24 protein-coding genes are annotated in these 26,052 nt (G+C 71.7%); 18 read left to right on the plus strand and 6 right to left on the minus strand.

All coding sequences use genetic code 11. The features are described from left to right. Positions 1-80 precede the first annotated feature (80 nt). From ABZ565_RS18785 to ABZ565_RS18800, 4 genes are all read left to right on the plus strand, one after another. Positions 81-956 (plus strand): alpha/beta hydrolase, encoded by an 876-nt coding sequence (locus tag ABZ565_RS18785; protein WP_361027664.1) that lies wholly within the window; start codon positions 81-83, stop codon positions 954-956. Between the two features lie 95 nt (positions 957-1,051). Next, a complete protein-coding gene (locus ABZ565_RS18790; RefSeq protein ID WP_361027667.1) occupies positions 1,052-2,362 on the plus strand; it encodes a histidine kinase in 1,311 nt (436 codons plus the stop codon). After that, a complete protein-coding gene (locus tag ABZ565_RS18795) occupies positions 2,359-3,039 on the plus strand; it encodes a response regulator transcription factor (protein ID WP_361027670.1) in 681 nt (226 codons plus the stop codon). The genes ABZ565_RS18790 and ABZ565_RS18795 overlap by 4 nt, the downstream gene beginning before the upstream one ends. Before the next feature lie 23 nt (positions 3,040-3,062). Continuing rightward, a complete protein-coding gene (locus ABZ565_RS18800; protein ID WP_361027673.1) occupies positions 3,063-4,286 on the plus strand; it encodes a cytochrome P450 in 1,224 nt (407 codons plus the stop codon). 67 nt (positions 4,287-4,353) lie between these two features. Here the strand turns inward: ABZ565_RS18800 and ABZ565_RS18805 are convergent, their stop codons facing one another. Both ABZ565_RS18805 and ABZ565_RS18810 read right to left on the minus strand, forming a co-directional pair. After that, positions 4,354-5,979, minus strand: a complete 1,626-nt coding sequence (locus tag ABZ565_RS18805; protein ID WP_361027676.1) for an ABC transporter permease — start codon at positions 5,977-5,979, stop codon at positions 4,354-4,356. Beyond that, complete coding sequence (locus ABZ565_RS18810; RefSeq protein ID WP_361027679.1) at positions 5,976-6,890, minus strand: ABC transporter ATP-binding protein; 915 nt, start codon at positions 6,888-6,890, stop codon at positions 5,976-5,978. The genes ABZ565_RS18805 and ABZ565_RS18810 overlap by 4 nt, the downstream gene beginning before the upstream one ends. A gap of 99 nt (positions 6,891-6,989) precedes the next feature. Here ABZ565_RS18810 and ABZ565_RS18815 point away from each other — a divergent pair, with 99 nt between their 5' ends. Then, positions 6,990-7,544 carry a MarR family transcriptional regulator gene (locus ABZ565_RS18815; protein ID WP_361027682.1) on the plus strand — a complete coding sequence of 185 codons (555 nt, stop codon included), beginning with the start codon at positions 6,990-6,992 and terminating at the stop codon, positions 7,542-7,544. Between the two features lie 13 nt (positions 7,545-7,557). Here ABZ565_RS18815 and ABZ565_RS18820 read toward each other — a convergent pair whose 3' ends face one another. Continuing rightward, positions 7,558-8,409: a diacylglycerol kinase gene (locus ABZ565_RS18820; RefSeq protein ID WP_361027685.1), complete on the minus strand. Its 852-nt coding sequence runs from the start codon at positions 8,407-8,409 to the stop codon at positions 7,558-7,560. 186 nt (positions 8,410-8,595) lie between these two features. Between ABZ565_RS18820 and ABZ565_RS18825 the strand changes: the two genes are divergently transcribed. The 4 genes from ABZ565_RS18825 (at position 8,596) to dnaN (ending at position 13,341) form a co-directional block, all read left to right on the plus strand. After that, positions 8,596-9,879 carry an adenylosuccinate synthase gene (locus ABZ565_RS18825; RefSeq protein WP_361027688.1) on the plus strand — a complete coding sequence of 428 codons (1,284 nt, stop codon included), beginning with the start codon at positions 8,596-8,598 and terminating at the stop codon, positions 9,877-9,879. Between the two features lie 215 nt (positions 9,880-10,094). Continuing rightward, positions 10,095-10,964, plus strand: a complete 870-nt coding sequence (locus tag ABZ565_RS18830; protein ID WP_361028023.1) for a glycoside hydrolase family 19 protein — start codon at positions 10,095-10,097, stop codon at positions 10,962-10,964. 188 nt (positions 10,965-11,152) lie between these two features. Further along, positions 11,153-12,049, plus strand: a complete 897-nt coding sequence (locus ABZ565_RS18835; RefSeq protein ID WP_361027691.1) for a glycoside hydrolase family 19 protein — start codon at positions 11,153-11,155, stop codon at positions 12,047-12,049. A gap of 149 nt (positions 12,050-12,198) precedes the next feature. Then, positions 12,199-13,341 carry a DNA polymerase III subunit beta gene (dnaN, locus tag ABZ565_RS18840; protein WP_361027694.1) on the plus strand — a complete coding sequence of 381 codons (1,143 nt, stop codon included), beginning with the start codon at positions 12,199-12,201 and terminating at the stop codon, positions 13,339-13,341. A gap of 68 nt (positions 13,342-13,409) precedes the next feature. Here dnaN and ABZ565_RS18845 read toward each other — a convergent pair whose 3' ends face one another. Next, positions 13,410-15,710: a protein kinase gene (locus ABZ565_RS18845; RefSeq protein WP_361027697.1), complete on the minus strand. Its 2,301-nt coding sequence runs from the start codon at positions 15,708-15,710 to the stop codon at positions 13,410-13,412. Positions 15,711-15,852: 142 nt separating this feature from the next. Here ABZ565_RS18845 and ABZ565_RS18850 point away from each other — a divergent pair, with 142 nt between their 5' ends. Together ABZ565_RS18850 and ABZ565_RS18855 are read left to right on the plus strand one after the other, a co-directional pair. Beyond that, complete coding sequence (locus ABZ565_RS18850) at positions 15,853-16,569, plus strand: GntR family transcriptional regulator (protein ID WP_361027700.1); 717 nt, start codon at positions 15,853-15,855, stop codon at positions 16,567-16,569. A gap of 125 nt (positions 16,570-16,694) precedes the next feature. Beyond that, positions 16,695-17,345 carry a hypothetical protein gene (locus ABZ565_RS18855; RefSeq protein WP_361027703.1) on the plus strand — a complete coding sequence of 217 codons (651 nt, stop codon included), beginning with the start codon at positions 16,695-16,697 and terminating at the stop codon, positions 17,343-17,345. A gap of 48 nt (positions 17,346-17,393) precedes the next feature. On the opposite strand, the gene ABZ565_RS18860 is transcribed toward ABZ565_RS18855, so the two are convergent. Next, positions 17,394-18,188, minus strand: a complete 795-nt coding sequence (locus ABZ565_RS18860) for an SLATT domain-containing protein (protein ID WP_361027706.1) — start codon at positions 18,186-18,188, stop codon at positions 17,394-17,396. Positions 18,189-18,556: 368 nt separating this feature from the next. Between ABZ565_RS18860 and ABZ565_RS18865 the strand changes: the two genes are divergently transcribed. The 7 genes from ABZ565_RS18865 (at position 18,557) to ABZ565_RS18895 (ending at position 25,108) form a co-directional block, all read left to right on the plus strand. Further along, entirely contained in the window at positions 18,557-18,895 is a 339-nt protein-coding gene (locus tag ABZ565_RS18865) for a YbaB/EbfC family nucleoid-associated protein (RefSeq protein ID WP_361028026.1), read from the plus strand. A gap of 79 nt (positions 18,896-18,974) precedes the next feature. After that, positions 18,975-19,574: a recombination mediator RecR gene (recR, locus tag ABZ565_RS18870; protein ID WP_018102117.1), complete on the plus strand. Its 600-nt coding sequence runs from the start codon at positions 18,975-18,977 to the stop codon at positions 19,572-19,574. 92 nt (positions 19,575-19,666) lie between these two features. Next, positions 19,667-20,326 (plus strand): DUF5063 domain-containing protein, encoded by a 660-nt coding sequence (locus tag ABZ565_RS18875; RefSeq protein WP_361027709.1) that lies wholly within the window; start codon positions 19,667-19,669, stop codon positions 20,324-20,326. A 213-nt stretch (positions 20,327-20,539) separates the two neighbouring features. Next, on the plus strand, positions 20,540-21,811 hold the full coding sequence (locus ABZ565_RS18880) for an aspartate kinase (RefSeq protein ID WP_018102119.1): 1,272 nt from the start codon (positions 20,540-20,542) through the stop codon (positions 21,809-21,811). After that, positions 21,808-22,872, plus strand: coding sequence for an aspartate-semialdehyde dehydrogenase (locus ABZ565_RS18885; RefSeq protein ID WP_361027712.1), 1,065 nt, complete (start codon positions 21,808-21,810; stop codon positions 22,870-22,872). The genes ABZ565_RS18880 and ABZ565_RS18885 overlap by 4 nt, the downstream gene beginning before the upstream one ends. Positions 22,873-23,255: 383 nt before the next feature. Continuing rightward, a complete protein-coding gene (locus tag ABZ565_RS18890) occupies positions 23,256-23,831 on the plus strand; it encodes a SigE family RNA polymerase sigma factor (protein WP_018102121.1) in 576 nt (191 codons plus the stop codon). A gap of 119 nt (positions 23,832-23,950) precedes the next feature. Further along, positions 23,951-25,108: a hypothetical protein gene (locus ABZ565_RS18895; protein WP_361027717.1), complete on the plus strand. Its 1,158-nt coding sequence runs from the start codon at positions 23,951-23,953 to the stop codon at positions 25,106-25,108. Between the two features lie 40 nt (positions 25,109-25,148). Here the strand turns inward: ABZ565_RS18895 and ABZ565_RS18900 are convergent, their stop codons facing one another. Beyond that, positions 25,149-26,027 (minus strand): SURF1 family protein, encoded by an 879-nt coding sequence (locus tag ABZ565_RS18900; protein WP_361027720.1) that lies wholly within the window; start codon positions 26,025-26,027, stop codon positions 25,149-25,151. Positions 26,028-26,052 lie beyond the last annotated feature (25 nt).

A 26,052-nucleotide genomic window follows, 5' to 3' on the forward strand; every position in this document is an offset into this window, starting at 1 on the left:
GGGCGGGGCAGCCCGCCGTACTGGTACCGTCCCCGCAGGTCAGGCCAGTTGGGCCGGACGACAGGGAGGGTGGGAGCAGGATGTCGGATTCCGCCGCACGCGAGCGGGACGCCGCCGAGACCGAATCGGCCTTCTCGCATCCGGCCGTCGCCCCCGACGCGTCCGCCGCCTACGGCAGCCACCCCGACCAGGTCATCGACTTCTACGCCCCGCGCGGGGGCCGCACCGGTGCACCGGTCGTGGTCGTCCTGCACGGCGGTGCGTGGCGGGCTCCGTACGACCGGGCGCACATGTCGCCGTTCGCGGACTTCCTTGCGCGGCACGGGTTCGCCGTGGCCAGCGTGGAGTACCGGCGCGGCAGCGAGCTTCCGCAGCAACGCGGCACCGGACCGGTCGCGGGGCGCTGGCCGGAGACCTTCGACGACGTCGCCGCCGCGATGGACGCGCTGCCGGAGCTGCTGGCGCGGGAGCTGCCCGCGGCGGACGTCCGCCGCATCGTCGTCACCGGGCACTCGGCGGGCGGGCAGCTGGCCCTGTGGGCCGCCGCCCGGCACGTACTGCCGGAGGGGTCGCCGTGGCGGCTCCCGCGGCCGCCCGCACTGCGGGGCGTGGTGGCGCTGGCGCCGATCGCGGACTTCGGCTCGGCGGTCGCGCTCGACGTGTGCTCGGGGGCGATCGGGCAGCTTCTGGGGGCCGCGGAGGACTTCGCCGGGCGGAGCGCGCACGCCGACCCGTCGCGGCTGCTGCCCACGGGCATCGCGACCGTGGTGGTCCAGGGCACGACGGACCTCACGGTCCCGGTGGCCGTCTCCGAGGCGTTCGTGGACGCGGCGGCGAAGGAGGGCGAGACGGTGGGGCTGACCCTGCTGCCGGACGTCGGCCACTTCCCGCTGATCGACCCGGCCGCCGACGCGTGCGCGGTGGTCGCGGAGGAGATCGCCCAGCTCGCCTGGTAGGACGTCGCGGCGGCGCGCGTAGTACTTGCGACGGACGGCCGGGAATCCGCATCACTGCTGACGACCCGGCCCGCCGCCCCGCCTACCGTGGAGGCGTGACCGAGACCAAGACCAGAAGCCCGGAGCTCCTGCTCGCCGCGCGTGCGATGGACGACCTCTGGGAAGACCTCTTCGAGGATGCCTTCGCCTACCGGCCGATGTCACCGATGCGCACGGACGGCCCCCTGACCAGGCGGTTGCCGCGGCGCCTTGCGGCACGGGCCGCGTGGACCCCGCACGCGGCGGTGCTGGGCGTCGCGCTGATCACCTTCATGGCGGGGTTCACCGTGACCGGCAACGCCGGCGTCCTGCTGTCCGGTCTGCTGCCCGCCGTCTGTGTGGCGATGACGCTGATCAGGCCGGTCGGGGCGTTCTGGATGTCGATGGTCCTGATGCCGGTGAGCGTGGTGGTGGGCGGTTACGAACCGTGGGCGCCGAGCGTCTTCGTCTCCCACCTGGTGGTGCTGTTCGTCGTCGCGGCCAGGACCCGGCCGCGCAGCGCCGCCTGGATGTGGACGCTCACGCTGTTGCTGGGCCTCGTCGTGGAGGGCGTCGTCACCGGCGGGGCCGGCGGGCCGAACACCGCGGGCATGGCGGTGGTCTCGGCGTTCGCGCTGCTCGTGGTGAGCCTGGTCCAGGTCCGGCGGGAGGCGCAGCGCGAGGTCACCGTGCAGCGCACCGTCACCGCCGTCGAGCGCGACCGGCGCACGCTGCTGGAGGAGCGCACTACGATCGCCCGCGAACTCCACGACGTGGTCGCCCACCACATGTCCGTCGTCGCCATCCAGGCCGAGGCCGCCCCGTACCGCGTGGAGAACCCGCCGCCGGAGCTGGAGCAGGCGTTCGTCACGATCCGGGAGAACGCCGTGGCCGCGCTCACCGAACTGCGCCGGGTGCTCGGCGTCGTCCGGGCCGACGACTACGAGGCGCCGGACGCGCCGCAGCCCACCCTCGCCGACCTCGACCGGCTGCTCGCCAACGTCGGGGACGCGGGCCTGGTGACCGAGAAGGCGGTGACCGGCGCTGTGCGCGAACTGCCCCAGGGCGTCGAGCTGTCGGCGTACCGGATCATCCAGGAAGCCCTCAGCAACAGCCTGCGGCACGCCCCGGGCGCCACGGCCAGGGTCGAGATCGGCTACGTCCTCGGCGGGCTGGGCCTGCGCGTGGTCAACGGCCCTCCGACCGCTCCGGTGAAACCGTCGCCGGGGGCCGGGCACGGGATCACCGGGATGCGGGAGCGGGTCGCGATGCTGAACGGCGAGATGACCGCCGAGCCCACCGAGGAGGGCGGTTACGAGGTCGCCGCCTTCATCCCGGCCCAGCAGACGGCGCCCGGTGCGCCCGGCGCCTTCAAGGAGCAGGTATGACCACGCAGCCCGCCGCCCCGCCGATCCGGGTCCTGATCGTCGACGACCAGATGATGGTCCGCGAGGGCTTCTCGGTCCTGCTCAACGCCATGCCGGGCATCGAGGTCGTCGGCGAGGCGGTGAACGGCCGCGAGGCCGTCTCCCAGGTTGCCGCGCTCCGCCCCGACGTGGTGCTGATGGACATCCGCATGCCGGAACTCAACGGCATCGAGGCGACCCGCGAGATCGTCGCCGCCGACGAGGACGCGAAGGTCCTGGTCCTCACCACCTTCGACCTCGACGAATACGTCTACCAGGCCCTGCGCGCGGGGGCTTCCGGCTTCCTCCTCAAGGATGCCTCGGCCCGCCAGCTCGCCGATGGCGTACGTGTGGTCGCCTCCGGCGAGGCGCTGCTGGCGCCCACCGTGACCCGGCGCCTGATCACCGAGTTCTCCAGACTCGCGTCCACCCCCCGTTCTCCGGCCCTGGCCCGGGTCGGCGACCTCACCGAGCGCGAGACGGAGGTGCTCGTCCTCATCGCCCAGGGCCTGTCGAACGCGGAGATCGCCGGACACCTGGTCGTCGCCGAGTCGACCATCAAGACCCATGTGAGCCGCATCCTGGTCAAACTCGGCCTCCGCGACCGCACCCAGGCCGCCGTCTTCGCCTACGAGGCCCGCCTGGTCACCCCTTCCTGAGCACCGTGGTCTAGCGTCGGTCCATGGAACAGCCCAGCACCTCCCCCGCCCCGTTCGACCCCTGGTCGGCGGTGTTCGTCGCCGATCCGTACCCCGCCTACGCCGAGCTGCGGGCCACCGGCCGGGCGCACTACTTCGAGGCCACCGACCAATGGCTCGTCCCGCACCACGCCGATGTGTCGGCCCTGCTGCGCGACCGGCGGCTGGGGCGCACCTACCTCCACCGGTTCACGCACGAGGAGTTCGGCCGGACGCCGCCGCCTCCGGAGCACGAGCCGTTCGAGACGCTCAACGGGCAAGGGCTGCTGGACCTCGAACCGCCGGACCACACCCGCATCCGGCGCCTGGTGTCCAAGGCGTTCACCCCGCGCACCGTCGAACAGCTCGTCCCGACCGTCCAGCGGCTGGCCGCCGGACTCGTGGACGACTTCGTCGAGCAGGGCGGGGGCGATCTGCTGGCGGCCGTCGCCGAGCCGCTGCCCGTCGCCGTGATCGCCGAGATGCTCGGCATCCCGGAGTCCGACCGGGCCCCGCTGCGGCCCTGGTCCGCCGCGATCTGCGGGATGTTCGAGCTCAACCCGTCCGAGGACACCGCCCGCGCCGCCGTCCGTGCCTCCCTCGAATTCTCCGCGTATCTGCGCGAGCTGATCGCCGAGCGGCGCGCGCATCCAGGCACCGACCTCGTTTCCGCCCTTGTCGCCGCCCACGACGAGGGGGAGCGGCTGACCGAGCAGGAGATGGTTTCCACCTGCGTCCTCCTCCTGAATGCCGGGCACGAGGCGACCGTCAACACCACGGTCAACGGCTGGTGGACACTGCTGCGCCACCCCGAGCAGTTGGCCGCCCTCCGCGCCGACCACGGGCTTCTGCCCACGGCGCTGGAAGAACTGATGCGGTACGACACCCCCCTCCAGATGTTCGAGCGCTGGGTCCTGGACGACATCGAGATCGACGGCACGGTCATCCCACGGGGCTCCGAGGTGGCACTGCTCTTCGGCTCCGCCAACCGCGACCCCGCCCGCTTCGAGGCCCCGGACACCCTGGACCTCTCCCGGCGGGAGAACCCGCACATCACCTTCGGCGCAGGCATCCACTTCTGCCTGGGCGCCCCGCTCGCCCGGGTCGAACTGGCCGCCTCCTTCGGTGAGCTGCTGCGCAAGGCACCCGGACTGCGACTGGCCGCCGAGCCCGAGTGGAACCCGGGCTACGTCATCAGGGGCCTGAAGGAGCTGCGGGTCGAGATGTGAGGCCGTGGGCGGGCGGCCCCGCCGCGCGCCCGCCCCTCCCGGCCTGCTCGCCCCGCCCGCCGCTCCCTCAGGTCACCAGGTCCCGGCGGCGCAACGCCGCCAGGGCGCCGGCCACCAGCACGGCCGACAGCGCGGTGAGGAGCGCCACCGGCCCCCATTCCATCGCCGCTCCGGGCAGTTTCGGCAGGTGCGTGAACGGCGACACGTCCATCACCGGCTGCGGCAGGTCCAGGGCGGGCCCGATCCAGCCGAGCGCCAGGCAGAGCCCCACCACCCCCCAGCTCGCCGGAGCCGCCTTCGGTATCGCCCCGTGGAGCAGGGCCGTGACCCCGCCGAGCAGCCAGACGGCGGGCAGTTGCACCAGGCAGGCGCCGAGCACGGCCGGAAGCGCGTGACCGTATCCCGCCGCCAGGCCGAGACCACCGACCGCCATGATCAGGGCCGCCCCGCCGAAGGCGATGAGCAGATGGCCCCCCGCCCAGCGGAGCCGGCCGACCCCGCCCGCGAGCACCGGCTCCGCGCGGCCGGCGGTCTCCTCACCGTGCAGCCGGAGCACCGACGCGGCGATGTACAGAGCGGCAACAGTGCCGAGCACGGAGACCATCGAGGCGAGGAACGCGTCGGTGAGGCCGGACTGCCCACCCATCCGCTCGAAGATCTCCCGGGCCTCATCGCTGTCCCCGACCAGGTCCGCCGCCCCGCCGGCCAGTCCACCGAAGACGAAGCCGACCACGGCGAAGGACACCGTCCATCCCAGGAGCGCACCGCGTTGCAGACGTATCGCGAGGCCCCGAGCGGTGGACATCCGGCCTCGCGCCGGCCCCGGGCGCGCCGCCAGGAAGCTCATGCCGACGTCCCGATGCCCGGCCAGCACGTACGCCACGAGGCACTGCGCCGCCACCGCACCGGCGATCAGGAGGAGCACCCACCACCGCTCGTCGGCGTAGGGCCGGACGTTCTCCGCCCAGCCGAGCGGGGAGAGCCAGGTGAGGAGGGAGGAGCCGTCGTCCGTGGCCGAGTCGCCCGCCGCCTTCAGGACGAACGCGGCACCCACCACCGCGGCCGTGGCCCCCTTCGCCAGGCGCCCGCTCTCGGTGAACTGTGCCGCGATCGCCGCGGTGCAGGCGAACAGCACACCGACCCCGGCCACGGCCGACGCGAGTGCCACCGCCCCGGCGCCCCCCGCGCCCGAGCCGGCCATGCCGGCGGTGATCACCAGGGTCAGGCCGGCATTGGCGGTCAGCGCCGCGAGCAGTGCGGCGGTGAGCGGAGCGCGGCGCCCGACCACACCCGAGGAGAGCATCTCCTGACGGCCCGTCTCTTCCTCCTCCCGGGTGTGGCGCACGACGACGACCAGACTCATCACCGCTGCCAGCGCCGCGCCGAAGGCGAGCATGCGCCAGCTGACGAGCCCTCCGACGGAGTCGCCGAACACGGGCCCGTACATCGCCCGCACGGAGCGGTTGCCGTTCATCGACGCGGCGAGCTCGGCTCGCTGGGCCGGCGTTTCGTAGAGCGAGGAGATGGACGTACCGACGGAGGAGAAGGACCCGCCGAGAACGAGCACCCAGACGGGGATGACGATGCGGTCGCGCCGCAGGGCGAGCCTCAGCAGGCTCCAGGTCCCGGTGAACTGCCCGGTGGACGTCCGGCGCCGCACACCCGCCTTCGCTGCGAGGGGGACGGCGGTCATCGCGCCACCACCTCCGACGACTGATCGGCGGCCGTCGCGTAGTGGCGGAGAAAGAGCTCCTCCAGCGTGGGCGGGGTGCATGTCAGAGAGCGGACGCCGGACGCGGAGAGGGACTTGAGGACGCCGTCCAGCTGGTCCGTGTCCACCTGGAGAGAGACCCGCCGCCCTTCGACATCGAGCTCATGGACCCCGGGGAGCCGTGTCAGGCCGTCCGGATCGCGTATCAGCTCGGCGCTGATGTGCGTCCGTGTCAGATGACGCATGTCCGTCAGTGATCCGGTCTCCACCGTCCGGCCCTGGCGGATGATGCTGACCCGGTCGCAGAGCGATTCGACCTCGCTCAGGATGTGGCTGGAGAGCAGCACCGTCCGACCGCGCTCGCGCTCCTCGGCCACGCAGCTCTGGAAGACCTCCTCCATCAGCGGGTCGAGCCCGCTGGTCGGCTCGTCCAGGATCAGCAGGTCGACGTCCGACGCGAAGGCGGCGACCAGGGCCACCTTCTGCCGGTTGCCCTTGGAGTACGTCCGCCCCTTCTTCGTCGGGTCGAGCTCGAAGCGGTCCACGAGGTCCGCGCGCCGGGCCCCGTCGAGGCCGCCGCGCAGCCGTCCGTACAGGTCGATCACCTCGCCGCCGGAGAGGTTGCGCCAGAGCGTGACGTCCCCGGGGACGTATGCCACGCGCCGGTGCAGCTCGACCGCGTCGTGCCAGGGGTCGCGGCCGAGCAGCTGGGCCGCTCCGGAACCGGCTCTGAGCAGCCCCAGCAGGATCCGGATGGTGGTGGACTTCCCCGACCCGTTCGGACCGAGGAAGCCGTGGACCTCACCGGTCTCGACGGCCAGGTCGAGCCCGTCCAGCGCCTGCGTCCGGCCGAACGATTTGCACAGTCCGGCCACGGTGATTGCCTTCGTCATGATTTTGAACGTACGCTACTTTCACAAAATTGTGAAGTTAAGGAACCGTATAAACTCGAAGGAGTGACACGCAGTGGCGCACGAAGGAAGAGGAGCGGGATGAGCGGCGAATCCGCGGAGGAGAGCGCGGCCGAGGGCGCGGTCGGGGGCCCCGGGGACCGGGACGCCGAGGCGGTCGCGCGGTTCGTGGAGCGATTCGCGTCCGAGATGACCGAGGCGGGGATGCAGCGCATGGCCTCGCGCGTCTTCGCGGCCCTGCTCGCGGACGACGACGCCTCGATGACCTCGGCGGAGCTCGCCCTGGCTCTGCAGATCAGCCCCGCCGCCGTATCCGGCGCGATCAACTACCTCTCGCAGGTCAGCATGGTCGGCCGCGAACGCGAACCGGGCTCGCGCCGCGACCGGTACCGCCTGCACAACGAGATCTGGTACACCACCTTCGCCGGCCGCGACCAGGTGCTCACCCGCTGGGAGCGCACCCTCAAGGAAGGCGCGCGCACACTCGGCGAGCACACCCCGGCCGGCGCCCGGATCGCCGAGACGGCGGCGTTCTTCGAGTTCCTGCAGTCGGAGCTGGAGGGGCTGATGGGCCGCTGGGAGGAGCACCGCAAGAACCTCGACCTGCCGGCGGGCAGCACCGGCGCGGGCACCTGAGCACCCGCGCCCGCTACCCCGCCGGGAGCATCAGCCCCCAGGCCCCCGCCCGGACCGTCCACGTCCGGGTCCGCACCGGCCCCGCGACCTGTATGTCCGCCCGGTAGCGGAAGTCCGCCCCCGAGACCGTGACCGCCTTCGCCTCCGTGGTGACCGGGGCGGTGTCCGGCGCGTCGATCGTCACCGCGGCCAAGCCGTCGTCGCCGCAGCCCGACGTCACCGTCACGGAGGCGACCGGGCGGTCGAGGTCGTTCAGCACGACGCCGTCGGCCTCCACGCGCAGCCGGTGCGTCGGTGGCACGGCGGGCGGTTCCGGAGGTGCGGGGCGCACCAGGGTGCGGACCAGCGAGCGGCAGGCGTCCCAGACGGAGGACACGCCCGAGCGGTCGGCACCCGTTCCGGGGGCTCCGTTCAGCGCGGGGATGCGCAGCGCGCCCAGGACCACCCCGTCGCTGTCGTCGACGAGCAGGTCGAGGCGCCGTACCGCCCCGTCCAGCGCTGTGCGCGCGGCCGCCACGGCGCCGTTCGGCACGCCGAGCGAGTGGGCGAGTTCCAGTGCGCCCGACGCGCCGACGGGGACGAGCGACAGTGCGCTCATGGCGGGCTCCCGCTCCCGGTGCATCAGGGACACGGCGCGCCGCAGCGCCCGGTCGTCGCCGATCACCACCGGCCGCCGGCTGCCCCGGCGGGACAGGGCCCTGGCGAATTCCCCGGGGCTGTCCGGGAGGCAGATCTTGGCGTGCGAGCCGGCGCTCAGCACGTCCTTCGCGATGCGGACGGACTCGCCGTCCGTCCGGCGGGCGACCGGATCGATCACCACCAGCAGGTGGGGCGCACCGTTACCGGGGGGCTGGGCAGCCGACACCTCGGTCCTTCCTCGGGTAGCATCTTGGTGCAAGAGCCCCTTGCGCTATTGCGCCAGGGGTTTCGTCTATTCCGGGGCACCCGGTTCGACGGTTCGGACTGTGCCGTACAACGGCGTACGGCATGTACGGCGTTTTCGTACGCCCCCTGACCTTGGACATGCCCCGCCCGGAAGGGGTGTACGCCTGTGCCCGCACTTGTGCTGCTCGGTGCTCAGTGGGGTGACGAGGGCAAGGGAAAGGCCACCGACCTCCTCGGTGGATCCGTGGACTATGTGGTGCGCTACCAGGGCGGCAACAACGCCGGCCACACGGTGGTCGTCGGTGACCAGAAGTACGCACTGCACCTCCTCCCCTCCGGCATCCTGTCACCGGGGTGTACCCCGGTCATCGGTAATGGTGTCGTCGTCGACCCGGCGGTCCTGCTCTCCGAGCTGAGTGGGCTGAACGACCGCGGCGTGGACACGTCGAAGCTGCTGATCAGCGGCAACGCTCATTTGATCACCCCGTACAACGTCACCGTCGACAAGGTGACGGAACGGTTCCTCGGGAAGCGCAAGATCGGCACCACCGGGCGCGGTATCGGCCCGACGTACGCCGACAAGATCAACCGGGTCGGCATCCGTGTCCAGGACCTCTACGACGAGTCGATCCTGGAGCAGAAGGTCGAGGCGGCCCTGGAGCAGAAGAACCAGCTTCTGGCCAAGGTCTTCAACCGGCGCGCCATCGAGGCCGGCAAGGTCGTCGAGGACATGCTCCAGTACGCGGAGCAGCTCAGGCCCTACGTGGCCGACACGACGCTCGTTCTGAACAACGCCATCGACGCGGGCAAGGTCGTCCTGTTCGAGGGCGGCCAGGGCACGCTGCTCGACGTCGACCACGGCACGTACCCGTTCGTGACCTCATCGAACCCGACCGCGGGCGGCGCCTGCACCGGTGCCGGCGTCGGTCCGACCAAGATCAGCCGGGTCATCGGCATCCTCAAGGCGTACACGACCCGTGTCGGCGCCGGCCCGTTCCCGACGGAGCTGCTCGACGAGGACGGCGAGGCGCTGCGGCGGATCGGCGGTGAGCGCGGGGTCACCACCGGCCGTGACCGCCGGTGCGGCTGGTTCGACGCGGTCATCGCGCGGTACGCGACCCGGGTCAACGGCCTCACCGACTTCTTCCTCACCAAGCTGGACGTGCTGACCGGCTGGGAGCAGATCCCGGTGTGTGTCGCGTACGAGATCGACGGCAAGCGCGTCGAGGAGCTCCCGTACAGCCAGACCGACTTCCACCACGCGAAGCCGGTGTACGAGATGCTTCCGGGCTGGTCCGAGGACATCACCAAGGCGAAGACGTTCGCCGACCTGCCGAAGAACGCGCAGGCGTACGTGAAGGCGCTGGAGGAGATGTCCGGCGCCCCGATCTCCGCGATCGGCGTCGGCCCCGGCCGTACCGAGACCATCGAGATCAACTCGTTCCTGTAGTCGTACGGGGGCGCGGGAGGGCCGGGACGGCGGTTGAGTCCCGGCCCTCCCGCATGGGCGCGCCCGGTTCGATCGGCTGGTCTAGACCTTGACAGGTCCAGACCAGCAACGGTTGGGTGCAGGGGTGCCCGCACGGCCCGCCCGCCGGGGTGTGCGGCGCACCATGCCCGTCCTTGTCGAAGGAGTGAGCAGCGCTGAACCGCATCAAGAGCATCCTGACCGTACTGAGCGCGGTCGTCGCCACGGCAGCCTTCCTGCCCGGCGCCGCCACCGCCGCACCGGCCGCATCGGACGCAGCAGGCTCCGCGTCGTGCGCACCCCTGTGGAACTCCTCGACCGCCTACACGGTGGGCGGCACGGTCTCGCACCACGGCCGCAACTGGACGGCGAAGTGGTGGACGCGGAACGAGAACCCGGGCGCCACCACCGTCTGGGCGGACGCGGGCGCCTGTACGGGAGGGGTTTCCGACTTCGTCATCAGCGAGGCGGAGTTCGACGAGATCTTCCCCGAGCGCGACCCCTTCTACACCTACCAGGGCCTGATCGACGCGCTGCACGCGTATCCCCGCTTCGCCAACACCGGGACCGAGGAGACCAGGAGCCGGGAGGCCGCGGCGTTTCTGACGCACGCCGACTTCGAGGCGGTCGGCCTGCGGTACGTGAAGGAGATCAACGAGGCCAACTACTGGATCAAGTGCGACTACAGCCAGCCGTTCGGCTGCCCGGCCGGTCAGTCCGCCTACTACGGGCGCGGCCCGATCATGTTCAGCTGGAACTTCAACTACAAGGCGGCCGGAGACGCTCTCGGCCTCGATCTGCTCAACGATCCCTGGCAGGTGGAGCGCGATCCGTCCGTCGCCTGGCAGACCGCGCTCTGGTACTGGAACACCCAGAACGGTCCCGGAACCGTGACCTCCCATGACGCCATGGTCGGCGGGGCCGGTTTCGGTGAGACCATCCGCTCGCTCAACGGCTCGCTGGAGTGCAACGGCGGAAACCCCGGCTCGGTGCAGGCTCGGGCGGCCAAGTACGAGCACATCACGGCCGTCGTCGGCGTCAACCCGGGTTCACATCTGACCTGCTGACGCCTCTTCGAGCCCCGGGGCCGGTGGGATCCGCGCGTCGCGGGCAGGCCCCGGGGCCCTCGCGGCCGAAGAGATTCCGTTTTCTGGTCTAGACCTTGACAGGTCCAGACCAACCGCGCTTGAGTGGCGACAACCCCCCACAGCGGTGCGCCGCGACGATCGGTGTGCCGCGCCGAAGGAGTGTGCAGATGTTCCGACGCATCATGGGCCTGCTCGCCGCGCTGGGCGCGGTCGTCGCAGGGCTCGTCGTACTCCCCGCCACCACCGCGTCGGCCGCCGGCTGCGCGGCCGCCTGGAACGCCTCGTCCGTCTACACGGGCGGCGGCTCCGCCTCGTACAACGGACACAACTGGACCGCCAAGTGGTGGACGCAGAACGAGAAGCCGGGCAGCTCGGACGTCTGGGCCGACCAGGGCGCCTGCGGAAGCGGAGGCGGCACGGACCCGGGCGGCCCGGGCTCGTCCTCCGGCTTCGTGGTCAGCGAGGCGCAGTTCAACCAGATGTTCCCGGGCCGCAGTTCCTTCTATACGTACAGCGGACTGGTCGCCGCGCTGGACGCCTATCCGGGCTTCGCCAGCACCGGCAGTGACACCGTCAAGAAGCAGGAGGCCGCGGCCTTCCTCGCCAACGTCAGCCACGAGACCGGCGGACTGGTGTACATCGTCGAGCAGAACACCGCCAACTACCCGCACTACTGCGACAGCAGCCAGCCCTACGGCTGCCCGGCCGGCCAGTCCGCCTACTACGGGCGCGGCCCGATCCAGCTCAGCTGGAACTTCAACTACAAGGCCGCGGGCGACGCACTGGGCATCGACCTGCTCCACAACCCGAACCTGGTACAGACCGACGCCGCCGTGGCCTGGAAGACCGGCCTCTGGTACTGGAACACCCAGAACGGCCCCGGCACCATGACCGCCCACAACGCCATGGTGAACGGCGCCGGCTTCGGTGAGACGATCCGCTCGATCAACGGCTCGATCGAGTGCAACGGCGGCAACCCCGCCCAGGTCCAGAGCCGTATCAACAAGTACCAGGCGTTCGTGCAGATCCTCGGCACCACGCCCGGTTCCAACTTGAGCTGCTGACCAGCGCTTCAACCCAGTAACTTCACTCGTGTGGGGGACGCCTCCGGCCTCGCGGACGGAGGCGTCCCCTGCCTCGTTGTCAGTGGCCGCCTCTAACGTCGCAAGCATCGGGACCGCAGGCGGTCGGCGCACGAGGAGAGGTCATCACGATGGAGTTCCGGATCGAACGAGGCGAGCTGGCGGATGCCGTCGCCTGGGCCGCCCGCGTTCTGCCCACCAGGTCGCCCGTGCCCGTCCTGGGCGGTCTGCTGCTGGAGGCGACGGACGACAGACTGAGCATCTCCGGCCTGGACTACGAGGCATCCGCCCGCATCGAGGTCGCGGCGCGGACCGAACGGCCCGGCAAGGTCCTGGTCATGGGCCGCCGACTGCTCGACGTGTGCAAGGTGCTGCCCGAAGGGCCGGTGGAATGCGCGGTCGAGGGCTCACGGTTCACAGTCACGGGCGGCGGCGCCGGATTCGGTCTGTCCGTCCTGCCGCTGGACGACTACCCCGCGCTGCCGCCGCTGCCCGAGATACTCGGTGAGGTGGACGGGCAGGAGTTCGCGGCAGCCGTCGCCGACGTGTCGGTGGCCGCCGGCCGGGACGACACCCTCCCCACACTCACCGGAATCCGCCTGGCGCTCGGCGGCGGGCGGATGACCCTCGCGGCCACCGACCGCTACCGCTTCGCCGTCCGTACGCTCGACTGGCGGCCCACGGGTCACGGCACCACAGCCGACGTCGTCGTATCGGCCCGTCGGCTCAGCGAGATCGCCCGCTCGGTCGGCACCCGCCCCGGTACGGTCCGCCTCGCCCTGGACAGTGGTTCGGCGGGCTTCGAACGGAAGGGCATGCGCACCACGGTCCGGCTGCTCGACGGCCGGCTCCCGCGCCACGACAAGCTGTTCGTACTGAGCGGGCCGGTCAAGGCGGTGACCGAGCGCGAACCGCTGGTCGAGGCGGTGAAGCGGGTCGCGGTCGTGGCGGACGGCGACAGCCCGCTCCAGTTCGCGTTCACCGGGGACTCCGTCCTGCTCCAGGCCGGGTACGAGGACGACGTGGCCTCCCAGCGCCTGCCCGCCGGGCTCCTGGGCGCCGACGAGATCACCGTGGGGTTCAACCCCTCCTATCTGATGGACGCGCTGGCCACGTTCGACAGCCCGGTGGTGCGGTTCCAGCTCATGGGCCAGGGCCAGCGCGCCATGATCACCGGGCACCAGGACCATGAGGAAGCGGTGACAGCGGCGGACGGGGCGGGGGACACGGTCCACCAGCACCTGCTCATGTCGCTCCGGCCGCTGATCCAGTGAATCCGGCGGCGGGCCCGGGCAGGGGGCGGCCGTGCACACGCACCGGTGGTCCGGCCCGGCCCGGTGCGTCAGCCGGACTTCGTGTACGTGAGCTTCTCGCCGCTCGACGAGTTCTCACGGCTCAGACTGCCGTCCGGGAGCAGCGTGAGCGTCGTCGGAGCGCCCGGAGAGCAGGAAGCCGCCGGTTCCCCCTCCGTCACGATGGAGGGACCGATGCTGACGGACTCGCCCTCGGCGGCCTCGGTGGTCAGGGGCGCCTCGAAGACGCAGTGGTAGGTGCCGCCGGTGGCGAGGGGACCCTCGGCGGTCAGGGTGAGGACCGTGTCGCCCACGTCCCCCTGGCGGATGACGAGTTCACGGGTGGAGTGCCCGGTGTCGTTGTCGATGCTGCCCGACCAGGAGCCCAGGTAGCCGTCGGGGATGCCGCCCCCCTCGCCGTTGTCCCCGTCGTCGGGCGAGGGATCCGGGGAGACGTCGGGGGAGGGGGACTCGTCGACGGCCTGCGACGGGGTGGGCCCGGCCGAGTGGGTGGGCTTGGCCGTGGGCGTGCCGCCCTTGTCGTTCATGAGGGCGTAGACGGACCCGCCGGCGCCTACAGCGACCAGTACGGCGACGAGGATCAGCGCGATGGTCGAGCCGCTGCTCCTGCGGGCCGGTTCGGGAGCGGGGGCCGGATGCTGGGTGCCGGTGGGGTACCCGGGGCCGTACGGGGGAGTGGCGCCCTGCCCGGGCTGCTGCGGGTAGCCGTACGGGTAGCCGTGGTCCGGGCTCGGCTGCTGGGGGTAGCCGTATGCCTGGCCTTGGCCGGGCTGCTGTGGATAGCCGTACCCCTGGCCGGGGTTGGGCTGCTGCGGGTGGCCGTAGCCCTGGACCTGTTGCGGCTGGGCTGCCTGGTGCGGGTAGCCGTAGCCGGGAGGCGGGGTGGCCGGGGGCGGTCCGCTCGGCGGCGTGGCGGCGGCACCGGCCGCGCCGGCGGCCGCGGCGGGGAGCGGGTGGACGGGGCCGGACGCGGGCTGCCCGGGGGACGGGAGCGGGACGGTCGGACCGGTGGGGGCGTCGAGGACCTCGGTCGCCGGCTCGACGGGAGGCTCGGTGCCCGCGTCGGAGGGGGTGTCGGACAGGGCGTCGGACGGGCTGCCGCTCACCGCGTCGGCGGGGGCGACCGGCTTGGTGAGGGGGACCGCGCCCTGCGGCTTCCCATCTCCGGGGACAGGGGCGGGACCCGTGGTCCGGGCCGGGTCTGGTGCCCCGTCCGCCGGTGCCCCGTCGGCCGGCACCGCGTCGTTCGATGCGCCACCGGGCACCGCAGCGGCGGGCACCCCGCCACCCGGGACCGCGGCCTCGCCGGGCACCCCGCCACCCGGGACCGCGGCCTCGCCGGGTGCCGCCACGCCGTTCGGCACCACGGCGTCGGGCGGCACCGCGTCCTCGGGGTCCTCCGAGTCGAGCAGTTCCACGGCGTGGCGGCCGAGTTGGGCGAGGAGGGCACCCGGAAGCCAGGGCTCCGCGCTGCTGTCGCCGTCGCCCAGGAGCGCCAGGATGTCGTCCGTGGACGGCCGGGCCTGCGGGTCCTTGTGGAGGCACCCGCGAATCAGGTCGTCGAGGCCGGGCGTGACCCCGGTCAGGTCCGGGTCCTCCTGCGCGATGCGGAACAGCAGGGCGTGCATCTCGTTGGCCGCGGCGCCGAAGGGGAGCCGGCCGGTCAGGGCGTACGTCAGCACCGACCCCAGGCAGAACACGTCGCTGGCCGCGCTCACCCGCTCGCCCCGCACCTGCTCCGGCGACATGAAGCCGGGGGTGCCGACCAGGGCGCCGGTCCGGGTGAGGCCGCCGTCGGTGACCGTGTCCAGGGCCCTCGCTATCCCGAAGTCGATGACGCGCGGGCCGTCGATCGTGAGCAGGATGTTGGAGGGCTTCAGGTCCCGGTGGATCAGGCCGGCCGTGTGGATGGCCTTCAGGGCGTGAGCCAGACCGGAACCGAGAACGCGGACGGACCGCTCCGGCAGGGGACCGTGGGCGCCGGGGGCCGCCGGGCCGGACGCCGTGCCCGGCCTGCCCGAGACGGTGGCCTGGAGGGAAGGGCCCGCCACATACCCGGTGGCGACCCACGGGACATCGGCTTCGGTGTCGGCGTCCAGGACGGGCGCGGTCCACGTGGAGCCCACCCGGCGGGCGGCCCGCACCTCCTGGCGGAACCGGTCACGGAATTCCTGCTGTGCGGCCAGTTCCTCGCGTACCAGCTTGAGCGCGACCGTACGGCCGCGGTCGGACCGGGCCAGATACACCTGGCCCATCCCGCCCGCGCCGAGACGCCCGAGCAGGCGGTAGGCGCCGATGCGCTGTGGATCGGTGGACCCGAGCTTCTCCATGGTGTGCGGCCTCCCCCGTACGACAACACGCCGGACGGGGACGAGAATAGCGGCGTGGATCGCCCGACCGGGCCCCTCCGGGGCTCAGGGCCGGTACGACCCCGGTCTAAGGTGACCCGGAACCGGATGGGGGAGGGGCGCCATGTGCGCGAGCGGAGCCGTCACCCGCAGCACCCTGCGACAGCAGATCGCGGACGCGCTGCGTGACGAGGTGCTCGCCGGGCGTCTGCTGCCGGGGCGGGAGTTCACCGTCAAGCAGATCGCCGAGCAGTACGGGGTGTCCGCGACGCCCGTCCGCGAGGCGCTGTTCGACCTGTCCGCGCAGGGCCTGCTCGAATCCGACCAGCACCGCGGATTCCGGGTGCACCAGTTCACGGTCGCGGACTACCGGGCGATGGTGGAGGCCCGCGCCTTGGTCATGGACGGGGTCATCCGGGACGTCTTCCACGAGCCGGTTCCGGACCGGCGTGCCGACTACCGGGAGGCGCTCGTCTCGGTACGCCGCCGGGCCGAGGAGGCCGCCCGCGCGGCGCGCAGCGGTGACCTGGACATCCTCATCGGCTACGACCTGCGCTTCTGGCGCGAGCTCGGCGGGCTCATCGGCAACGGCTACATCAGCGACTTCCTGCACCGGCTGCGCGTCCAGGCATGGGTGTTCGCCGTGCCGTACCTGCGGGGCGACGCCGATCTGCGGGACTGGCTGTGGAACGGCCACGCCGAGCTGGTCACCGCCATCACGCACCGGGACCGCGAAGCCCTGCGTGCGGCGATAGACGGGTACAACGGCCACGCGCTGAGCTGGGCCGACCGCCTGGCCGCGCTGGGGCCGTCCGCGGCGGAGACCGAGGGGCGCGCCTGAATCCCCCGGGCACCGTCGCGCCCCACCGCGCCCCCGGCCCGGTCGTGAACGACCACTGTGCGCGCGGTGCCGGTCGCATTACGCTGTCCCGACCACCGCACGCCCCCGTTGGAGAGCGAGACTTCGTGGCCTGTGACCTGTGGCTTGTCCCCCTCGTCGATGTGCTGTGCCACAGCCCCGACAACCCCTTCGCCGAAGAGATCGCCCTCTACGACAAGGCCCTGGGCGAGGCCGGACTGCCGCCCGTCCCCGTCTACGCCTACATGCCGGGACTGACCGGAGACGTCGCCCCGGTGGCCGGCTTCGACTACGACGCCCTGCACTTCCTGCGCCGTGCCTATCTCCTCCAGCTCAGCGGTCTCGCCGTCACGCCGGTCGGTGAGCTGGGCGGGGACTACGAGCAGTTGCTGGAGATGTTCGAGGCCACGGCCCGGCAGTCGCACCTGGTGTGGCACTTCGACCACGCGGGGGCGTACGTCCCCCTCGACTTCGCCGCGCCCGTCTCCACCGACGACCTGCTGGCGGCGGGCGGCCCGCTCGGTTCCGCGCACGGGCTGCTGCGGGAGCTGGAGTTCGTCGCCCCGGCCATCGGCATCGACCCGGCGAACCCGCCGGCCGCCCCCCTGCCGCCCGCCGCCCCCACCGAGCTGGAGGAACCGGCGACCTCCGTCCCGTACGACGACAACCCCTTCGCCCGGGAGCGCCACGTCTGGCTCGGCCTGCACGCCGCGGCCACCCGGAGCCTCGCCCAGGGATCGATGATCGTCTTCAGCTGACTCGGTCCTGGGGCCCCGCCCCGGAGCCCCGCACCGGCCGGCGAACGGTCAGCGCGGGGACTCCGGCGGGCGCTGCCGAGGCATGTTCGGCCGGCCCATCGACTGGAGCGGGAAGCGTCCGGGCGCCGCTCCCGGCTCCGGGCGTCCGTTCCCGGAGCCGCCGGAGACCAGGGCCTGCATCCCCAGCGGCGCGGGCCCGGCCCGGAACTCCACCATCCAGTCGGCGGTCTCCGACCGTACGAGCTCCGTGATGTCCTCGGAGAAGCGCCGCAGCACGCCCAGGCACCGCTCGGTCGCCTCGCTCGCCGTGCCCTCGGCCGGGCCGAGCACCTCCCGTACGCATTCCGACGCCCAGTCGAACCGGAGCACCTGAAGCCGGCGCTGCACCGCCTGCGCGGTCGCGAGGTTCCTTATCCAGCCCGAGGTCAGACCGAAGTAGCGGTCGCACGCCATGCACGCGGCGCCGAGGAGCAGCGACAGATAGCCCCAGCCCGCCGCGCCGTGCAGCGCGCCCGTCAGGTCGAGCAGCGGCAGGGCGGCGCCCGCGACCGCTCCGGCGGCGGTGCCCATCCGCAGCGCCCTGGCGCCGCGCCGCTTCCACAGCCGGTCGTTCAGATACCAGTCGGCGGTGCGCAGCGCGTCCGCCTCCAGCCACCGGTAGAGCTCGTCCAGCCGCTGGGACGGTTCTCCCCAGTCGCCCAGCGGGAACGGCTCCCCGGTCAGGTCACGGGCCCGCCCCGCACGGTCCTCGGAGTCCGTACCGGAGGGAGCGGCCGCACCCGCCGGGCCGGACGTGCCGGACTTGCGGGGCGGCACTTCGGGCTGCATCTCCGGCTGACTCACCGGGGTACTCCTCTGCATGCTGCATAGCGACGCGTGCTCTCGACCGCGTACTCGACGACGGGGCGGATCCCTGCTCTGCTCCCGGTCCCTGGACGCGACGGGCAGTCCCCCATGCGTAACCATGCGTGAGGAGGGGTAGGCGCGTGCGTGCCGGGACGCATGCCCTTCCTACCGCCGAATGGTGGGGCGTGGGGTCGAAATCGCGGTATTCCCGGGTGTGCACGGCCTCTGGTCAGGTATAGGAGTCCCGGCACCGCTCCCTCGATCTCACTCGAAAGAGTTGCTCCCCGGCGGGTGGGGCGCGCCGCCCGGCGACAACGTAGGCTCGGCATACCGAAACATTTGTCGTCGAAATGCCTGGAGTGTCCGTGATTCCCGGTGGTGGTCAGCCCAATATGCAGCAGTTGCTGCAGCAGGCCCAGAAGATGCAGCAGGAGCTCGCCCAGGCCCAGGAAGAGCTTGCCAGGACCGAGGTCGACGGTCAGGCGGGCGGCGGCCTGGTCAAGGCGACGGTCAACGGCTCGGGCGAACTGCGCGCCCTGGTGATCGACCCGAAGGCGGTGGACCCGGAGGACACCGAGACTCTCGCGGACCTCGTCGTCGCGGCGGTCCAGGCGGCCAACGAGAACGCCCAGCAGCTCCAGCAGCAGAAGCTGGGTCCGCTCACCGAGGGACTGGGCGGCGGCATGCCCGGCCTGCCGTTCTGACCGGCCGCATACCCAAGACCGTACGTACCCCCTACGGTACGTACCACGACTCAGCCGACTCAGTCAGGAAGGCGTTCCGTTGTACGAAGGCGTGGTTCAGGACCTCATCGACGAACTGGGCAGGCTGCCCGGCGTCGGTCCCAAGAGCGCGCAGCGGATCGCCTTCCACGTGCTGCAGGCGGAGCCCACGGACGTGCGGCGCCTGGCCCACGCCCTCCTGGAGGTCAAGGACAAGGTCCGCTTCTGCGCCGTCTGCGGCAACGTGGCGCAGGAGGAGGAGTGCGGGATCTGTCGTGACCAGCGGCGTGACCGCTCGGTCATCTGTGTGGTCGAGGAGCCCAAGGACGTCGTCGCGATCGAGCGGACCCGTGAGTTCCGGGGGCGCTACCACGTGCTCGGCGGGGCCATCAGCCCCATCGAGGGTGTCGGCCCGGACGACCTGCGCATCCGCGAGCTCCTCGCCCGCCTCGCCGACGGCTCCATCACCGAACTGATCCTGGCGACCGACCCCAACCTGGAGGGCGAGGCCACCGCGACGTATCTGGCGCGGATGGTCAAGCCGATGGGCCTGCGCGTCACCCGGCTCGCCAGCGGCCTGCCGGTGGGCGGCGACCTGGAGTACGCGGACGAGGTCACGCTCGGCCGGGCCTTCGAGGGGAGGCGGCTGCTCGATGTCTGACGGTCGCGTTTCCGCATCTCACGGCGGCTTTACGTTCAGCGCGGTTATCTTCTACTCAACGTCTCCGACCGGTCACACGGGAGGTCTCATCGATGTCTGACGCCACGTTGAACACCGTTACGCAGGACCCCGGCGATTTCGCGGTCCAGATCGCCGACCAGATCAAGACGTTCATCGTCGCGGTCACCGAGGTGTCCAGGGTCGAGGAGCCGGAGGAGGCCGTCCCGGTCCTGCTTCTCCAGGTCTCCCAGCTCCTGCTGGCAGGCGGCCGGCTCGGCGCGTACGAGGACATCGTCCCCGACGAGCGCTACGAGCCCGACCTCGGCGCCGAACCGGACGCGGACGGCCTGCGCGAGCGCTTCGCGGCCCTCCTGGAGCCGATCGACGTCTACTCCGAGGTCTTCGACCCGTACGAGCCCCGCAAGGCCCCGGTCGCGGCCCGTATCTCCGACGACCTGGCCGACCTCGTCACCGACCTGCGCCACGGCCTGGCCCACTATGAGGAGGACCGCACCACCGAGGCCCTGTGGTGGTGGCAGTTCTCCTACTTCTCCAACTGGGGCTCCACCGCTTCCGCCACCCTGCGCGCCCTCCAGTCCCTGATCGCCCACATCCGCCTCAACCAGCCCCTCCAGGAGCTGGACGGCCTGGACATCGACCAGGACGCCGGCGACGACAACCTCGCCGAAGAGGCGGGCCGCGTCATGTTCGAGGAGATCGCGGGCCCACTGGGCCTGCGCCCCGCGAAGTAGGCGGTCCCCGGTCGGCCCCGCGGGGTGTGGGCTGGGCCACAAAGGGGAATGCGTACGTGTCCGGTGGGCAGCAGGGCGGTACGAGCGGTTCGGGGTGGCACGCCGATGATCACGTGGTGAGCGGGACATCTCAGCATGTGGTATCAGCGAGGCGTTTCCGGGCTGCTCGTTAAACTGAGCCGACCGCAGTAATGGACTGAGCGAGGAGCGCACGTGGGCCTTGTCGTGCAGAAGTACGGAGGCTCCTCCGTAGCCGATGCCGAGGGCATCAAGCGCGTCGCCAAGCGAATCGTCGATGCCAAGAAGAACGGCAACCAGGTGGTTGTCGTGGTGTCCGCGATGGGCGACACGACGGACGAGTTGATCGATCTCGCCGAGCAGGTATCCCCGATACCGGCCGGGCGTGAGTTCGACATGCTGCTGACCGCGGGAGAGCGGATCTCCATGGCGCTGCTGGCCATGGCGATCAAGAACCTGGGCCACGAGGCCCAGTCGTTCACCGGCAGCCAGGCGGGCGTCATCACCGACTCGGTCCACAACAAAGCGCGCATCATCGATGTGACGCCGGGCCGTATCCGTACGGCGCTGGACGAGGGGAACATCGCGATCGTCGCGGGTTTCCAGGGTGTGTCCCAGGACAAGAAGGACATCACCACCCTCGGTCGCGGCGGGTCCGACACCACTGCCGTCGCGCTCGCGGCCGCGCTGGACGCCGAGGTCTGCGAGATCTACACCGACGTGGACGGCGTGTTCACCGCCGACCCGCGGGTCGTCAAGAAGGCCCGTAAGATCGACTGGATCTCCTTCGAGGACATGCTGGAGCTGGCCGCGTCCGGCTCCAAGGTGCTGCTGCACCGCTGCGTCGAGTACGCACGCCGATACAACATCCCGATCCATGTCCGCTCGTCCTTCTCCGGACTGCGGGGCACCTGGGTCAGCAACGAGCCGCAAGGGGACCAGAAGGTGGAGCACGCGATCATCTCCGGAGTCGCCCATGACGTCTCCGAGGCCAAGATCACCGTCGTCGGCGTTCCCGACAAGCCGGGCGAGGCCGCCGCGATCTTCCGTACGATCGCGAACGCCGAGGTCAACATCGACATGGTGGTGCAGAACGTCTCCGCCGCGTCGACCGGCCTGACGGACATCTCGTTCACGCTCCCGAAGGCCGAGGGCCGCAAGGCCATCGACGCCCTGGAGCGCAACCGCGGCGTGATCGGCTTCGACTCGCTGCGCTACGACGACCAGATCGCCAAGATCTCCCTGGTCGGCGCCGGCATGAAGACGAACCCCGGGGTCACCGCGGGCTTCTTCGAGGCGCTGTCCGACGCCGGCGTCAACATCGAGCTGATCTCGACGTCCGAGATCCGCATCTCGGTGGTCACCCGTGCCGACGACGTCAACGAGGCCGTGCGCGCCGTGCACACCGCCTTCGGTCTCGACAGCGACTCCGACGAGGCCGTCGTGTACGGGGGCACCGGCCGATGACCGCACGCCGCCCTTCGCTCGCGGTCGTCGGTGCGACCGGGGCGATCGGTGGCGTCATGCTCCAGATCCTCTCGCAGCACGCGGACGTCTGGGGCGAGGTCAGACTCGTCGCCTCACCGCGCTCGGCCGGCCGCAAGCTGGTCGTACGCGGTGAGGAGAGCGAGGTCCTCGAACTCACCGAGGACGTTTTCGAGGGCATCGACGTGGCACTGTTCCTGGTGCCCGCCGAGGTCTCCGCGCGCTGGGCCCCGCTCGCGGCGACCAAGGGCGCCGTCGTCATCGACGACTCCGCCGCCTTCCGGACCGACGACGACGTTCCGCTCGTCGTGCCCGAGATCAACCCGCATGCCGTACGGATGAGGCCGCGCGGCATCGTCGCGAACCCGAACTGCACCACGCTGGCGCTGATCGTCGCCATCGGAGCCCTGCACGCCGAGTTCGGTCTGCAGGAGCTCGTCGTCTCCTCGTACCAGGCCGTCAGCGGCGCCGGCCGCGACGGGGTCGCCGTACTGCGCGAACAGCTGTCGATGGTGGCCGGCACCGAACTCGGTACGAAACCGGGCGACGTGCGCCGCGTGGTGGGCGACACGCACAGCGGCCCGTTCGCCGCTCCGGTCGCGCTCAACGTCGTCCCGTGGGCCGGGACGGACGCCGGCGACGGCTGGTCGTCGGAGGAGCTGGCCATCCGCGAGGAGTGCCGCAAGATCCTCGGTCTGCCGAGCCTGCGCGTGTCGGCGACCTGCGTGTACGTACCCGTCGTCGCCACGCACTCGATGTCCGTGCACGCCCGCTTCGAGAACGAGGTCGCGGTCGACCGGGCCCACGAGATCCTGGCGACCGCTCCCGGGGTGGTGCTGTACGACAACCCGGGCGCCGGCGACTTCCCCACCCCGTCCGACGTGGTCGGCACCGATCCGACCTGGGTCGGCCGGGTCCGGCGCTCGCTGGACGACCCGCAGGCGCTCGAGCTCTTCGTCTGCGGCGACAACCTCCGCAAGGGGGCCGCGCTCAACGTGGCCCAGATCGCCGAATCCGTGGCCGCGGAGTTCCCCCGTTCCTGACCTGCCATGGTCACGAGGTCCGGATCGAACCTGTTTTGTACTTTCTGTGAACGATCTGTGAGCAACTCTCTGGTCTGAACCTCTTGAGCTGGGCAGTCGCCGTGACGGACGATGAGCTTTCGGTTCGTTGCAACCGCGGGTAGGACGCCAGGCGTCTAAGCGGTCACTTCTTGCGCGGCGGGGCGCATGTGCGGGGCATCTGGGGAAGAGCGGGTACGTATGAGGGCATATCGCCGGGCTTCAAACGCGGTGCCGGATGCGTACAACCCTGACGGGGGGAAGCGTGTCCAACTGGCGTGGCAGAGGTTCTCGATATCACAGTGGTGGGCCCCTTGCGCGGCGCTTCGGTGCGACCGCTCCGACGGGCCCGTGCAGCCGGTGGCATGCCGGTGATCGCGCCCATGCCCGCCGCGCGTCAGACAGGGCTGCCGGCGCAGCGCGAGGGTGCTGAAGAGAGCGTGGCAGCCGGAACCACCGTCGACCATCTCACCGAAACCTATCGCGCCCACTACCGTTCGCTGCTCGGCCTCGCGGCCCTGCTGCTGGACGACACGGCGTCCTGCGAGGACGTCGTGCAGGAGGCGTTCATCCGCGTGCATTCCGCGCGCAACCGGGTGCGTGAGCCCGAGAAGACCCTCGCGTACCTGCGGCAGACCGTCGTCAACCTCTCCCGCTCCGCGCTGCGCCGCCGCATCCTCGGGCTGAAGCTGCTCTCGAAACCGATGCCGGACATGGCGAGCGCGGAGGAGGGGGCGTACGACCAGTTGGAGCGGGACGCGCTGATCAAGGCGATGCGCGGTCTGCAGAGGCGCCAGCGCGAGGTGCTGGTCCTGCGCTACTTCGCGGACATGACCGAGGCTCAGGTCGCCGAGACGCTGGGCATATCCCTGGGCTCGGTGAAGGCGTACGGGTCACGTGGTATCGCGGCCCTGCGCGTGGTGATGGAGGCGCAGGTATGAGCCGGCGCGATGACCGCCACGAACACGACCATGAACAGGACCCGCGGCCGGGCGGCCGTAACGGATACCGGCGCGGTGCCTCGCGCGGGCTCCCGCTGGGCCGGACTGGGAACGGAACTGTGAACCACGGGCCGGAGAACGTCCCGCACGCCGACCGCGACGGCGACACCCAGGGCCTCGCGGCCCCGGCCGGACTGTTCGGCGGAGGCGGCTCGTCCGGCGGAGGCGCGCCCCTCGGCGACGACGGTGACGACGGCGCCGAGGACGCGCTGCGCCGCATGATGCACGGTGTCGTGCAGGGCCTGGCGCCGAGCGAGGGCAGCCTCGACCGGCTGCAGCGCGCGGTGCCCGCCCGGCGGGCCCGTCGGCGGCAGGCCCTGGTCGGCGCCGCCGCTGCGGCACTGCTCATCGGCACCGCGATCCCCGCGTTCGTCCACGTCGCCAACTCGGAGGGCTCCAGCACGGCCAGCCCCGCCATCGCCGGCCACGGCGAGCAGGCGCAGGGCGGCAACGGCGAAGACCGCGGCGCGGACTCCGGCAACGGTGGCGGCGGTGAGAGCGGCGGCGGCCACCCGAACGGCGGCCAAGGGCTTCCGCACAGCACCACGACCCCGTCCGACAGCAGTGGCCAGGGCCAGGACGGCGACCCGGCCGGCGCGTCCGCCGACCCCGCCAAGAGCGCGGTGGACACCATGCGCCCGTGCGATCCGGGACAGCTCGGCGTGCAGTCGGCCAGGACCGGCGCGGCGGGTGCCGACGGCACGGTGTACGGGGCCTTCCGCATCGCCAACGTGTCCGGCGAGAACTGCGTGGTCAGCAGCGGCGGCACCGTGGGCTTCGAGGCGATGGGCGCGGCCGACCCGGCCCGGATCGAGGTCGTCCGGCACACCGAGGGCGACCCCGCGTCCGGTCTGCCCGACCCCGCCACCGAGGAGTCCACCGTCCTGCTGAAGCCGGACGCGGTCTACGAGGTGCAGTTCGCCTGGGTCCCGAAGGACACCTGCCCGGCCCCCGCTGGTTCGCCCTCCCCGACGCCGACGGACGGCGCGGCGGGCGCGGGCGGCGGCGGTTCGGCCGGCTCCGTGGCGGCCGGCGGCACCGGCGAGAGCGAGACCGGTACGGAGACGCAGTTCGGCAGCGACGGCGCCACCCCCGCCGAGGGCAGCATCTCCGTGCAGCACACCCCGGAGCCGGGGGCCCCGGTAGCCACGACGAAGATCGACAACGCCTGCGCGGGAACGATTTACCGGACCGGCGTCCTGGAACCCTCGTCGTAGGAGCGGCTACGGCGGGCCCGGTGGTCCGGGCCCGCCCCGCTCACGCCCCTGAGCGGGCCTCCGCCTCGGGGGCCGACGGGGCGGCGGTCTCCGCCTCGGGCACCAGGCCGAGCCGCAGGTCCCGGGCGGCCTCGGCCTCGCGCCGGAGCAGCCGGAACCACATGAAGACCACGAACCCGGCGAAGACGAACCACTCACCCGTGTAGCCGAGGTTCTGGAAAGCCTTGAGGTCGAGGCCGCCGCCCTCCGGCGCGGCGGCCGGTACCGGGCGCAGCGCGGTCGCTTCGGACCGGGCGGCACCGCTCGCCGCGTCGCCCGAGGCGCCCACGGCCTTCTCGGAACCGCCCGCTCCGCTCGCCGGAAGTGTCACCCAGGCGTCGTACACCTCGTACGGCACCAGGTTGACGAGCGACGCCGCGCTGATCATGCCCACTTGGCCGTCCGGCAGCCCGCCCGTCGCGCCGACCCCTGCGGTGCCCGCGTTCTCCGATGCCTGGAGGTCGCCGGTCACCGTGACCCGGCCGGACGGCGCGGGCGGCACCCGGGTCTGTCCTGGCTTCCCGGGCAGCCAGCCGCGTACCACCGGCAGGGCCTTGCCGCTGTCGGTCCGCAGCATGTCCAGGACGTAGAAGCCCTTCCGGTCGTCCAGCTCACGGCCGGGTACCAGGAAGCGGTCCGCGTACCGCCCGGTCGCGACGGCGGGCCGGCCGGAGGTCTCCGTGTCGACGGGCAGCAGTTCGTCGAGCGGTTCGGCGGCCCGGGTGCCCGGGGCGGGCTGCTTCTCGGCGGCCTCGTGCGTGTGCACGCGGTCCTCGAAGCGGCCGAGCTGCCAGGTGCCCATGAACACGCAGAACGGGATGGCCAGCACGACGAAGAGGTTGATCCCCCACCATCGCGGGGTCAGCAGGAACCGGTACACCCCTCCACGGTACGGTCCCGCTCCG

It is taken from the genome of Streptomyces sp. NPDC016469 (assembly GCF_040632905.1).
In the GTDB taxonomy this organism is placed as follows: domain Bacteria; phylum Actinomycetota; class Actinomycetes; order Streptomycetales; family Streptomycetaceae; genus Streptomyces.